General features: G+C 44.7%; 8 protein-coding genes, 2 rRNA genes and 1 pseudogene (1 of these 11 only partly in view). 1 reads left to right on the top strand and 10 read right to left on the bottom strand.

Annotated elements, in window-relative coordinates; translation table 11 throughout:
- Positions 1–65 precede the first annotated feature (65 nt).
- The 8 genes and pseudogenes from speB to DESDI_RS00500 all read right to left on the bottom strand — a co-directional run bounded on the left by speB (position 66) and on the right by DESDI_RS00500 (position 10,074).
- Complete coding sequence (speB, locus tag DESDI_RS00535) at positions 66–935, bottom strand: agmatinase (RefSeq protein WP_427846158.1); 870 nt, start codon at positions 933–935, stop codon at positions 66–68.
- A gap of 129 nt (positions 936–1,064) precedes the next feature.
- The gene (locus tag DESDI_RS00530) at positions 1,065–2,339 is read right to left on the bottom strand and encodes a glycosyltransferase family 2 protein (RefSeq protein ID WP_015260684.1); all 1,275 of its coding nucleotides are present in this window, start codon (positions 2,337–2,339) and stop codon (positions 1,065–1,067) included.
- A gap of 204 nt (positions 2,340–2,543) precedes the next feature.
- Positions 2,544–2,861 (bottom strand): hypothetical protein, encoded by a 318-nt coding sequence (locus DESDI_RS00525; protein WP_041219178.1) that lies wholly within the window; start codon positions 2,859–2,861, stop codon positions 2,544–2,546.
- Between the two features lie 341 nt (positions 2,862–3,202).
- Positions 3,203–4,882, bottom strand: a complete 1,680-nt coding sequence (locus DESDI_RS00520) for a Na/Pi cotransporter family protein (protein WP_041219584.1) — start codon at positions 4,880–4,882, stop codon at positions 3,203–3,205.
- 141 nt (positions 4,883–5,023) lie between these two features.
- Positions 5,024–6,568, bottom strand: a complete 1,545-nt coding sequence (locus DESDI_RS00515; protein ID WP_015260681.1) for an FAD-dependent oxidoreductase — start codon at positions 6,566–6,568, stop codon at positions 5,024–5,026.
- Between the two features lie 216 nt (positions 6,569–6,784).
- Positions 6,785–7,720, bottom strand: a complete 936-nt coding sequence (locus DESDI_RS00510; RefSeq protein WP_015260680.1) for a LysR family transcriptional regulator — start codon at positions 7,718–7,720, stop codon at positions 6,785–6,787.
- A 102-nt stretch (positions 7,721–7,822) separates the two neighbouring features.
- Positions 7,823–9,061: a sodium/glutamate symporter gene (gltS, locus tag DESDI_RS00505; RefSeq protein WP_242825419.1), complete on the bottom strand. Its 1,239-nt coding sequence runs from the start codon at positions 9,059–9,061 to the stop codon at positions 7,823–7,825.
- Between the two features lie 96 nt (positions 9,062–9,157).
- Positions 9,158–10,074: pseudogene (locus DESDI_RS00500) on the bottom strand (ketopantoate reductase family protein).
- Between the two features lie 144 nt (positions 10,075–10,218).
- On the opposite strand from DESDI_RS00500, the gene DESDI_RS00495 reads away from it, so the two are divergent.
- Complete coding sequence (locus DESDI_RS00495; protein WP_015260677.1) at positions 10,219–10,755, top strand: LysM peptidoglycan-binding domain-containing protein; 537 nt, start codon at positions 10,219–10,221, stop codon at positions 10,753–10,755.
- A gap of 625 nt (positions 10,756–11,380) precedes the next feature.
- Here the strand turns inward: DESDI_RS00495 and rrf are convergent.
- Positions 11,381–11,497, bottom strand: a 5S ribosomal RNA gene (rrf, locus tag DESDI_RS00490).
- 139 nt (positions 11,498–11,636) lie between these two features.
- Positions 11,637–13,594, bottom strand: a 23S ribosomal RNA gene (locus DESDI_RS00485); it runs 1,113 nt beyond the window's last position.

Raw genomic sequence — 13,594 nt, 5'->3', positions numbered from 1 at the left:
ACGAATTTTAGTATACACAATAAACGCCTTGATGTCAAAGGTTTTTCGATTATTCCTAGCTCAACTTATTTAACAAAGCTTAAAATTACTTCTCGCACAATCTTGGCTCCTAATAATGCGGTACGCTCACTCGAATCCGTTAGTGGTGAGATTTCCACTAGATCAAAGCCGACCACATTCAGTTCCCCTAGGGCATGAATCGCTTTAATGATTTCTCGAGAAGTACAACCTCCAGGTTCTTGTGTTCCTGTCCCCGGTGCGAAGGCAGGATCCACTACATCGATATCTAAGGTCACATAGACAGGCTTACCCTGGAGCTCTGGGAGCACTTCTCTTAGAGGCTCTAGAACCTCTTCTACCACTAGATGGTTATGCTGCTTGGCGAAGAGGAATTCATCCCTTGTGCCGGAACGAATACCAAACTGGTACACGCGTTTGGGTCCCAAGGCTTCCGATACCTTACGCATGACTGTGGCGTGAGAATTAGGTTCACCGTAGTAATCCGTCCTTAAATCGGCATGAGCATCAAAATGAACCACTCGCAACTCAGGATACCTCTCCATGAAAGGCTTAATTAAAGGATAAGTTACAAGATGTTCGCCACCCAAGAAGATCGGAAATTTCCCATCTTCTATGACTTGGCGAGAGGCTTCTTCAATCAGCTGCAGAGATTTCTCTACATTTCCAAAGGGTAAGCTTAGATCACCACAGTCGCAGTAAGCATAATCTGTGAGATCCCGATCTAAATAGACACTATATTCTTCGATACCCATGGAGACATTGCGTATCGTCAAAGGACCTAATCGAGTTCCCGGGCGAAAGCTCACTGTGTAATCCATGGGAATGCCTAGAATCACCGCATCTGCTTCTTCATAAGGAGTATCTCCCCCCATAAAGATGCCCGGTTTTTCCGTCATCATCGCGATTTTTTCCATCACCATGTGTTTCACCACTTTCTTCGTGAGTTCAATACGTGTATCAAGACGTGCTTTATTTCGTGTTAAGAAAAGCTTTTCCCTATGAGAAAGAGATCTCTCAACAGGGAGATCTCCAGCTTAAAATGCCTAGTTAGAGGAAACCTTCTTCTCCCTAACCACATCATCATACTTAATTGAGCGAGTATGCTTGGTATGGGACCAAGATTTATCCTTACGATTGATAAATCCTAAGAAAACGATAGGAATCCAGCTATAGATAAAAATCGGATAAAGAATTAGGCCCGCATAAGCTCGCCAAGGCAGACGTTCGAGGGCTAAAGCCGTTATAGGGTAAACCAGCTGAATCGCCGAAAGAATCTGCCACCCGGACCACGGCATCACAGTAGCAAAGACTTGGGTGTAAGGCTGCATTCCGGAAATTAAGTTAGCAAACATAAAGAAGGTCGCAATCATAACCAAGGCAGGTTGGAACAGATGAACCGCTGCGTCAAAATACATAAGCTTGCGTTCTTTGAAAGCTTTGTATATGAGTGGGAAAAAGTACCGTCCAGCTACATCCACTTGCCCTTGTGCCCAACGCTTCCGCTGGTTCCAGGCTTGCATAAAGGTCAACGGCTTCTCATCATAGACGATGGCATCATGAGCCCAGGTTGTCTTGATTCCGCAAATCAGGGCCTTCATAGTAAACTCTAAGTCTTCGGTCAGGGAGGTTGCACCCCAACCTAAGTCTTTTAATACTTTGGTGGAGATACACATACCCGTTCCACCCAACACATTATTAAGGATACCCGTATTATAACGGGCGAGCTGGAGAAGACGGTTAGATAGCCAGAAGGTAATAGAGAATGTATTGGTTACCCAAGTATCATAAGGATTCTTCGAATCTAAGTAGCACTGAACAATTTGATGCCCTTGGCAGAGCTTACTGTTCATTTCAACAAGGAAGGTCCCATTGACCAGATTATCTGCGTCGAAAATAATGACAGCATCGTATTGGCGATCGAGCTTAAACAAGCGATAGAACATCCACTCCAAGGCATAGCCTTTCCCCCGCTTTTCATTATTGAAACGCTGATGGACAAGGGCCCCGGCATTTTTAGAGATTAAGGCTGTTTTATCTGTGCAATTATCGGCTACGACGAAGACGTCATAAAGCTCTTTTGGATATTCAAGATTCAAAAGATTATCTATCAAAGGACCGATGACCGCCTCCTCATTATGGGCGGCCACTACCAAGGCAAAGCTTTTCTCAGGGGTGAGGATCTTCTGCTCAGTTCTCCGAAATAAACCGAACATAGAGAGTATAAAGTAATAAAATGTCATGAAAACGATAATAACCTGTACAGGAATCATAATCGTATTGAATAAGTGAGAACCGGTAACACCAGACATGAAATCCACGTTCCCAACCTCCTTTTAACCTAACAATGATATCATAGCATAATTTTTGGCGCAAGGAGAAAGCTGTCAAATTTTAAGGAATCCATTTAGCTTGTCCTAAACATATATATGTAAAGAGTTTCTACTTTATACTTGTCTTTAGTTTTCTTATACCTTATATTACCATACTCTTATTATTAAGAGTCGCTACGACCGAAACCTTCTCTAGCTTCGATAACGAGTCTTCAACCAGAGCAAGACCACTAGGGATGCAGAAAAAAGAAGAAACAAGCTGCTTGCTTTGAGAGCAAATCCAATCGAGGACCAATAAATCGTCCCCACTGAAGTTCCTGCAACCCAAGGGATGGCTGCTCTGAATACCTTAGCAATTCCTTGTCCAATGAGAAGAAAGAGCCCCAAGCCCGAGAGCAGGGCGATGATGCCAACTACCCCTATAGGAGTATCCAACCGCCAACGTCGGATCATTACTTTCTTTATCCAGTAAAGTTCGATTCTTAATTCACGAAGCAATCGATTCAGCATTATCATTCACCCCTTGCTAACAGAATATGTCATGGTAGCACATTAGAGAATTTGACCTATTCCGTATGATAATGCCATTTTTTGGATAGTATATTTCTAAGGAGGTGGATTCCTTTGCCCAGATTTTCAGAGGACGGTAAATTCGTCTATTGCACTTTCTGTAACCAAAAGTTCCGCTTTGAGTTTGATGCTACTTCCCATGAAAAAGAAAAGCACCCTGTTAACAAAATCTAACCGACATAAATGCAAGCTAAATTTACAAACAAAAGAAGTCGCCCATAGTGCAACAAGTAATGGGTGACTTCTTTTGTTTGATGCGTTTTCACCCTAGAAAAGGCACCCTATTTATGCTTAGGCTCTGACATAGCATATTTAGCAATATTGACCGAGTGGTCTCCTATCCGCTCTAAGTTACTGATGACGTTCAAAAATACTGCCCCATAATTTCCGTCGCATGTCCCCTCATTTAGACGATTGATATGTCCATCCCGAAGCTTGGCTTCCAAATCATCGATGAGGTCATCATACTCTAGTACTTCTTTAGCCAGTGCTACATCATCATTTTTGAGAGCATCTAAGGAAGACTGATAAATATGTTGGACCATCTCAAACATTTCCAGAAGATCCTTTTGGGCATCTTCCGAGAACTTCACTTTGCTCTCTAAGGCGTAATCAGTGAGTTCGGTAAGGTTAATAGAATGGTCCCCCACCCGTTCCATGTCGCCGATGACTTGCAACACGCGATACCGCTGATCGGATTGTTGATTGGTTAGATTTTTTCCGGATGTGGCCTTTAAAACATAGTCAGTAATCTGGTTCTCTAAATGGTCAGTGGCACTTTCCATTTGAACAACCAATTGTTTATTATGGCTCTGACGATTAAAATAATAGTCTTTGGCGTTGTCTACAGCTTGTCCAGCCACTTTACCCATGTGCATCACTTCTCGACTGGCATTGGCCAGGGCGATAGAAGGATTGCTAAAAAAGCGCCGATCTAGGTACTTAGGGGCGCTATCGACAACAATTTCTTCGTCACCAGGAATAAACTTGGTCACAATAGCTGCGAGTGCTCCTACAAAAGGAAGCTGAATTAAGGTATTCGTCAAGTTAAATATGCCATGAGTTTGGGCAATTTGCATCTTTATCCCTAATGTTTCCCATACGCCCCCCCCAGCACCAGGAATCAGGAAAGCAATGAAGTTCGTAACATTCTCAACCATTAATGGGAAGATACCGAACATAGTGAGGGGTAAAAAAATGCACGTTCCAATTATATTGAATAAAAAGTGTGTGCCAGCCGCTCGACGAGCAGCTACAGATGCTCCGATTCCCGCTAAGATCGCAGTGATGGTGGTTCCGATATTATCACCAAAGAGGATGGGCACCGCTTGTTGGTAAGTCACAACACCTTGATTAGCTAACTCCTGAAGCACCCCTATCGTAGCAGAGCTGCTTTGGACGACAATTGTAAATACTGTACCGATGAGCACACCGAGGAGAGGATTGTCATCTACACTACTCATCAAACTAATAAAGTACTCCGAATCCTTCAACGGTGCTAGTCCATCTCCCATGATACTCATACCATAAAAAAGCAAACCAAAACCTAACAGGACTTGTCCAACATAAGATAACTTCTTATTTTTAATAAAGAAAAGAATGAATACACCCAAAGCAATAATAGGGAGAGCGTAATCTTCTAATTTAAAACCAATGAGGTAAGCTGTAACAGTAGTACCAATATTGGCACCCATGATAATCCCGATTGCTTGACGCAAGGTTAATAGACCAGCATTGACCAGACCAACGGTAAGAACCGTGGTTCCACTGCTGCTTTGGATAAGTCCTGTTACAATTAACCCAGTAAGAACACCCCGAAGCGGGGTTTTTGTTCCTTTTTCCAATATGACTCTAAGCCTGTCCCCTGCGACTGCTTGCAGCCCCTCGGACATGGACTTAATTCCGAATAAGAAAAGACCTAAGCCACCGAGGAAATGAAATAAGATACTTTGTATATCCATTAAAAATAACCCGACCTTTCTCATGTTAACCCTACCACGCGTATTATACATGAGTATATTGGGTAAATCCATTAAGGGAATGTTAAATTAAATCCACAAGTGGCATTCCGGTGAGTAAAAATGGTATCTAAAGGGACTTACTTAGTCTATTCTCTTTAAAGGCTCCAACGTCGGTCCTTCAAGTGGAATACCATCCACGTCATAGCGCGATCCATGACAAGGACAATCCCAAGACAACTCCGCATCATTCCACTGTACTTCGCAGCCCAGATGTGGGCATGTAGTGTCTACCTTATGGATATTACTTTCCGCGTCCATATAGATCCCTACCCGTCGCCCCTCACTATTGGCAATGACCGCTTCCCCAGGACTCAACGCATAAGCTTCCTCCCCACGCATGAGCTTGCCCGAAATGAAGTTGAAGACCAACACCGAACTATTGGCAACAAAACCTGTAACGGAATTCAAGGTTATTTTACGGGAGGGTGCATAGACAGCTCCCCATGGCGAATCCCCTTTGACAATTATATCACGAATGACGTGAGCTGCAACCGTACTATGGGTCATCCCCCACTTTCGAAAACCCGTCGCCATAAAGATGTTGTGCTTATCTTTACTTATCTGCCCTATGTAAGGAATATCATCTAAAGTGCTACAATCCTGGGTGGACCAATAGTAGGGAAATTCTTCTACAGTAAATAGCCCCTGGGCAAACTCCATGAGGTTTTTATAGTGATCCACTAGATTTTCCCCATGTCCCGTCCGATGCTTCTCTCCGACAATAAGGATTCTCTCCCCTTCAGTTGTCGGCAAGCCCCGCAAGGAACGGGCTGGATCTTCCGCATTAATGTACATACCACCGGGAAAAGCCTCCGACGCTTTGATGACCACGGCATATTCTCTTTCTTGATAGATTCTAGCCACATAGAACCCGGGCAGGATATGGAAGGGGTAGTGAGAGGCCATAATGACATATTTCGCTGTTACCTTACACCCTTGATGGGTCATAAGGGTAGCCGGATAATCTCCTCGAACATCTATCACCTTCGAGTTTTCAAATATTAGTCCACCCTTTTCGGTAATTCTTTGGGCGAGGGCAAGCAGATATTTGCGGGGATGGAATTGAGCTTGCTGGTCAAATCGCAGCGCTCCCTTAATAGCCAGAGGAAGAGCTAGCTTTGTTTCATAATGAGCATCAATCCCACACTGTTGGGCGGCTTTCAATTCCTTCTCAAGCTTTTCGATGTTCATCTCCTGTTGGGTGTAGATATAAGCAGATTGCCGAGTAAAATCACAATCGATTCCTTCCTGTTCTACTAGGTTAGCTACGAAACTGATAGCGAATTCATTCGCTTCAGCGTAGAGTCTAGCTATCTCATCTCCTCTCTGCCGGATGATTTGATCATAAATCAATCCATGTTGGGACGAGAGCTTTGCTGTGGTATGCCCTGTAGTCCCTTGGAGGATCTGATTTGCTTCGAGTACTGCTACTTTAAGCCCTTCCTGCGCGAGAAGATATGCTGAGCTGATTCCTGCCATTCCTCCGCCGATGACTGCCACATCCACAGCTATATCCTCCCTCAAAGAGGGATAGTTTGTTTTTGGTGTTGAATCAATCCAATAGGATAGGGGCGTTTCGTGCTTCTTATTCAAATAATACTTACCTTGGGCATAGTCGACCTTCATGGACTCACTCTCCTTATAGTCTTCCTAAAGCTCTATAATTACTGTTCTCTGTGCTCAGTCGTGTGACTCACTTTTCACTCATTTAGGTTACCCATTTTATGTGTTATCACTCGTGATTCTTAGGAAAACCATCTCTGCCCGTAGGATACCCTCCAAGACCTCTTCTAGCAAATAATAAAATCCTCCCACTCTTTTGGCGGGAGGATTTTATTTTATTTACTCAATTATCATCTTTGTCGTGTTTTCCAGACATCGTAAAAACTTCTGCGCCTGATAGGGCATAGGCATCTTTCCAGAACTTGCCCAAGTATAAATCAGCGTGATTCTCAGGGAGGTTTGTTGCGTACGTTCTCTAAGAAGTCGGTTATCATTGAGCTCATGAGTGGAGAAAACACCCATCGCTAATCCGTCAAGTATTGTTTGACGGAATAATTCATTATTGAGTGTTTTCAAAAAAATATTTGGTTTCTTATCTACTTGGCGAAACATTTGGGTAATAATTTCGCCGTATTGGCTCGTTTCATAGTAAACCATCGGCAGTTCAATTATCTCATCGACAGAAGTCATTTGCTGCTTACTTAAGGCCCAAGATTTCGGTACGCACAATATCAATTCGTTACGCAAAAATTCTTTATACTCCAGATCAGGGCAGAAAAGCCACTCTCTCTTTTCATCATCCTGATAATACGTCTCTGGAAAATTGATAATCCCCACTACTCTAGGATCCTTCTTAATTAATGCAATCGTTTCATACGGAGAATTCTCATAAATCGTTAAGTTTACCTCCGGATAGCGCGATTTATATAACTTCAATGCCTTGGGCAATACTGTTGTTCCTGACACATGGGAATGAGATAGAATTAAATCACCTTCTACTGGGAAGGTTTGCTGTTGATTAAGAATCTCTAACTCACTGGTTAACTCTTCATATTTTTCAAGAATCTCTTTGGCTTTTTGGACTGTCTTCTGACCAGCCTCCGTTAGTTTAATTCCATGTCGGCTTCGGTCAAATAGCTTTACATTGAGTTCTTGCTCCACACGCGCAATCAATTGACTAAGGCCTTGTTGGGTAATATGCATTCTCTCCGAAGTCAAACTAATGGAGTTCGAATGAGATAGTTCGATCAATAACTTTAAGTCATAAATACGCATATAAGAACCTCCTTAGCCTAGTTACTATATTGTAACTGTAAGTCGGCTAAGGTTCAATGAAAATATGGGGTACTCCTCCAACCGGCTATCTCTATTTGCCATCTATAAGATCCCCGCTATAAGCAAGTTCATATGCCCCAGCACAATAATGCTCATCGTCAGATCAATTGCGAATCCTCCCACAATAGGAATGGTAAAATACGCTTTCGGAGAAGGCCGACGATACTTCGCAACAACAGCCGACATACTGGCCATTGCATTTGGGGTCGCTCCCATAGCATATCCATAGAACCCAGCACTCATGACCGCACTATCATAATCACGGCCTGTTACGTTATAGACGACAACGATTGTATAGAGGGTAAGTAGAATAACCTGACCTAGCAAGATTACCAACAAGGGTATGGCCATCCCGCCTATCTTCCAGATTTCGAGGGACATAATAGTCATGACAAGAAATATACTTAAAAAGACATTCCCAATAGCACTAATCTCCCTTTGTGGTAAAGTCAAGCGATAACTATCAGCAAAATTCCGAATGAAGGCTGCCGCTAAAATAGCTCCGACATAAGCCGGAAAAACAATTCCGGTCTTACTAATTAATAGTGAAATAATTGAACCCACACCCATAGCAATCATGATAAGAAAGAACCCTTTGCTTAAATCCTTAGTCTGAATCGTTTCCGGATCATCATCCTCTATTACCAAGTTTGCATAGCATTTTTGGTAGTTTCTCCTCCTTGAATCTCCTGCTATCGCCTTCCTATGGAGGTCATTTTTGTCGATGAGATAGCGGGCAATGGGACCAGAAACTAAGCCACCCATAACAAGTCCAAAAGTAGCCGAGGCCACAGCGATAGTCAATGCTCCCTCGGCGCCATTTGCTTCCATAATCGGAGCTAAAGCCGCTGCTGTTCCAATCCCGCCCATCAGGGATATTGACCCCGCCGACAACCCAATCAAAGGACTCAAATCAAAAGACCTTGCCATACTCACTCCCCAGATATTTTGTATGATGAGCATGACAATGGAAACAAATAGCATAATGATTATGGCAATTCCGCCTTGCTTGACAATCCTCAAGCTGGCCATAAATCCAATAGTTGAGAAAAAACCAATCATAAAAAAGTCCTTAAGGGTCTGGTTAAAATCAAAAGCAAATACTCCGCTTTGTACCCCCAAGGCATGAACTATTGCAAAAATTAACCCACCAACTACAGGAGCCGGTATGCAGTATTTCTGTAACCACTGTATTCTGCACACAATCATTTCCCCTATGAGGAACATAATTACGCCCAAAGCAACGGTCTGTATCATATTCACTTCTATAACCACGAGCATACTCCTTATTACTATAATTGTCGCGTGACCTTTCCATCCTCTTTCTTATAGCTTATGAAAGTTTAATTATAAAAACCCTAAGTATTCAGCGAACATTTAAAAGTTGGCTTCCATAGCTTTTATTTGGGCATAAAGTTCTTGATTAACTGGCGTAGCAATACCATGCCTTTTCCCCAGCTCCAAGACTGTCCCTGCAAAAAGATCAACTTCGCTATAGCGCCGAGCTTCTATATCCTGACGCATTGAAGGTTTTCCTTCCGGACTTAATTGGCCCAAGACCTCTAACCAATAATTCAAATCATCTTCAGATAAGTTAATTCCCTCTTCCTCAGATAGGAGCATAACCTCTCTCATCGCCGCAATCATGGTGTCTCTGGCCTGTCCTTCTCTTTGAATCACACCATAGTTAATTCCATAACAGCTACGGCTTGATTGACTCCCACGTTAAGCATCAATTTTCCCCACTGACGTTTAAGCATGTCGGCATCAACTATATACGGAAGGTTCATTTTATCAAAAAAATCCGCCACCCTTTTAACCTTAGGCGAAATGACTCCAGTTTCACGTCCTCCAAAACAAAGCAACCCCCTATTCGCATATGTTAATCTATTGCCCTCTTTGACTGCGTCCATTCCCTGGGCAACACAGTATAATACTTTATCTTGGCCATAAGCCTGTCCAATCATTGCCTCGCTTGTAATCCCATTCAAAGCAGACAGTATAATCGTGTTTTCCCCGACCTGGTTCTTTACTGCTTTTATTGCATCTTCGAGTCCACTGTATTTAACCGCGAATATTAGGAGGTCTGCAGTTGGGCTTTTTTCTTCAGGTGCCATGTAATGAAACTCACACAGTTCCCCATTACTGTACAGGCCATTCTTTTTATAGTTATCGATTCTAACTTGATCGGCCAAAATTCTTAAATCACTCTGCGGCAAACTTTTCGCTAACTGACTCGCAAAAAGAATCCCTAAGGCGCCTAATCCTATAATAGATACTGTCCTAATTACCATAATAAATGTGTTCCCCCACTCTTATTTAATAGAGTATAACATGAGAAACCCTGCCACAGATCATTTTTCTAGTTTGCGCGCGATGTATCTCCAATGAATACTTATGAATATAATGACCAAAATAGCTTTTCAGGAGGGCTGTTCATGACATATATTGTTCAACCCGGTGATACTCTGTATCTTATTGCTCAACAATTTAATACCACTGTGGATGCCATTGTCGCTCTAAATTCACAAATCACTAATCCCAATTTGATTTTTCCAGGGCAACTTATTAACATTCCAGGCCCAGCATCTTTTTGCCCCTTGTTACACCAAGGAGATCGCGGCCCAGGTGTAACAAGACTGCAGCAGCTTTTAAGCTTTGCCGGCTTTAATCCCGGTCCCATCGACGGGATTTTTGGGCCTAGAACTCAAAGTGCTCTTAATGCCTTCCAGTTTAGCCAAAAGGAACTAGAGCGCACCGGTGTAGCTGATCCGGAAACTTGGTCCGCTTTAGGTGCTGCGTGTCAACCACGCTCCGAAGTCGTCACATATGTCATCCGGCCCAGCGATACGTTATTCATCATCGCCATTCGATACAATGTTACAGTCGAAAGCCTATTAAGGATAAATCCTCTCATCACCGACCCAAATTTTCTACGGGTAGGTCAGGCTATCAATATTCCTCCAAATGCATAAGCTCGCACAGAAATAAGAGGCCATAAATGAACCGCCCCCTGTTCTTTAGATACTAAAAAACAAGGGGCGGTGGGAATGGCATGATAAACTGGACACCGAGATAAGAGAAAAAGGTGCCAGTTTATGAGTAGGAGAAGTTATGATCGTCGCCATACTGCGTCCCGTGACGCATACTCCTGCAGTGTGGATATTACTTTCCCAGGTAGGCGGCGCGTTCAGTATCATTTTCCCACAGCGCGAATCCTCAGCCGGTTAGCAATTCTTAATAGAATGCGGCTTCGGCGATACTCTCCACTGGAGACTATCGTGCCGCGTAACAGTCTACCGGACTGTTACGTCTGCGGTCCAAGTAAGGCGGCGGGTTCAGTATTTTCTTCCCACAGCCCGCACGCCGCGAAACCATTCACTGGATGGTTTCGTATCAGCCCTGGAGGTCTTAACTTCCGTGTTCGGGATACGAAATGATCCAGTGGATCATTTCGGCCAAGCCACACGGCCACATAATCCAGCTACGTGGCGCCGGCCAAACGGGTGGAACTGACCCCAAAACATCATGCACTTCGTCATCTTCGTTTTCACTTTAGTGAAAAGCAAAGAGACCATCTAAACGATGGTCTCCTGCATTATCTGGCAACGACTTACTTTCCCAGGACCCTGCGGTCCAAGTATCATCAGCCCTGGAGGTCTTAACTTCCGTGTTCGAGATGGAAACGGGTGGAACCCCTCCGGAATAATCACCAGATCGTTGAAGTTATAGCGTCCCTCTCGGGACCCTGTTCCCTCAAAACTACACAGATCTTATATAACTGTAAACTTTAGATTCCATCTTCCTCACTGCAGATATTGAGCCCTTCAGTGAGTCACCTTCCATGGCGTCTTGTTAGGTCAAGCCCTCGACCTATTAGTACCCGTCAGCTCCATACCTCGCGGCACTTCCACTTCGGGCCTATCTACCTGATCATCTTTCAGGGGTCTTACCAGCTTATGCTGTGGGAAATCTCATCTTGAGGCCGGTTTCGCGCTTAGATGCTTTCAGCGCTTATCCGATCCGGATATAGCTACCCAGCTGTGCCTCTGGCGAGACAACTGGTACACCAGTGATCCGTCCAACCCGGTCCTCTCGTACTAGGGTCAGTTCCTCTCAAATTTCCTGCGCCTGCGACGGATAGGGACCGAACTGTCTCACGACGTTCTGAACCCAGCTCACGTACCGCTTTAATGGGCGAACAGCCCAACCCTTGGGACCTACTACAGCCCCAGGATGCGATGAGCCGACATCGAGGTGCCAAACCTCCCCGTCGATATGGACTCTTGGGGGAGATAAGCCTGTTATCCCCAGGGTAGCTTTTATCCGTTGAGCGATGGCCCTTCCACTCGGTACCACCGGATCACTAAGCCCGACTTTCGTCCCTGCTCGACTTGTTGGTCTCGCAGTCAAGCTCCCTTCTGCCTTTACACTCTTCGCGCGATTTCCATCCGCGCTGAGGGAACCTTTGGGCGCCTCCGTTACTCTTTAGGAGGCGACCGCCCCAGTCAAACTGCCCACCTGACACGGTCCTCAACCCCGATTCAGGGGTCTAAGTTAGAACTTCAGTACAAAAAGAGTGGTATCCCACCATTGACTCCACCAAGGCTGGCGCCCTAGCTTCTTAGTCTCCCACCTATCCTGTACATTTCATACCAAAGTCCAATGTCAAGCTACAGTAAAGCTCCATGGGGTCTTTCTGTCCTGTCGCAGGTAACCCGCATCTTCACGGGTATTACAATTTCGCCGAGTCCCTCGTTGAGACAGTGTCCAGATCGTTACGCCTTTCGTGCGGGTCAGAACTTACCTGACAAGGAATTTCGCTACCTTAGGACCGTTATAGTTACGGCCGCCGTTTACTGGGGCTTCAATTCAAAGCTTCGCCTTACGGCTAACCTCTCCTCTTAACCTTCCAGCACCGGGCAGGCGTCAGCTCCTATACTTCTCTTTTCAGATTGGCAGGAACCTGTGTTTTTGATAAACAGTCGCCTGGACCTCTTCTCTGCGGCTCTATTGCTAGAGCACCCCTTCTCCCGAAGTTACGGGGTCATTTTGCCGAGTTCCTTAACGAGGGTTTTCTCGCGCGCCTTAGGATTCTCTCCTTACCTACCTGTGTCGGTTTACGGTACGGGCACTCTCTTGCTCACTAGAGGCTTTTCTTGACAGCTTGGAGTCGGTTACTTCGCTACTTGTTTTCGCTCCCCATCACCTTTCAGGCTATTGTGAGACGGATTTGCCTATCTCACACCCTAAGGGCTTGGGCGTGCTCAACCAACGGCACGCTTAACCTATCCTTCTGTGTCACCCCATTGCTCAAACGCTTAAGAGTGGTACTGGAATCTCAACCAGTTGTCCATCGCCTACGCCTTTCGGCCTCAGCTTAGGTCCCGACTTACCCTGGGCGGACGAGCCTTCCCCAGGAATCCTTAGGTTTTCGGCGGGTGAGATTCTCACTCACCTTTTCGCATACTCATACCGGCATTCTCACTTCCATCCACTCCACACAACCTTACAGTTGAGCTTCTCTGCTGATGGAACGCTCCCCTACCCCTGGAACGGAATTATTAAACCCTTAGCCTTTCTTTGGAGTGTTTACTCTCCTTGAGCCCCCGAGGACATTTGGAAATTTTGCTCTTATTTAAGCTTTTGTCTTCCTCATCGGAAGCAAAATTCCTGATGCAACTCTCTTCTTGTGCTCTAATCTAAAGACTTAATAATTCCGTTCCAAGCCATAGCTTCGGTGATACGCTTGAGCCCCGTTACATTTTCGGCGCAGAACCACTCGACCAGTGAGCTATTACGCACTCTTTAAAT

Origin of the sequence: Desulfitobacterium dichloroeliminans LMG P-21439, from assembly GCF_000243135.2 — a bacterium.
In the GTDB taxonomy this organism is placed as follows: domain Bacteria; phylum Bacillota; class Desulfitobacteriia; order Desulfitobacteriales; family Desulfitobacteriaceae; genus Desulfitobacterium; species Desulfitobacterium dichloroeliminans.
Note: the sequence above shows the minus strand (reverse complement) of the source record. Positions and strands in the feature narration are given on the sequence as shown.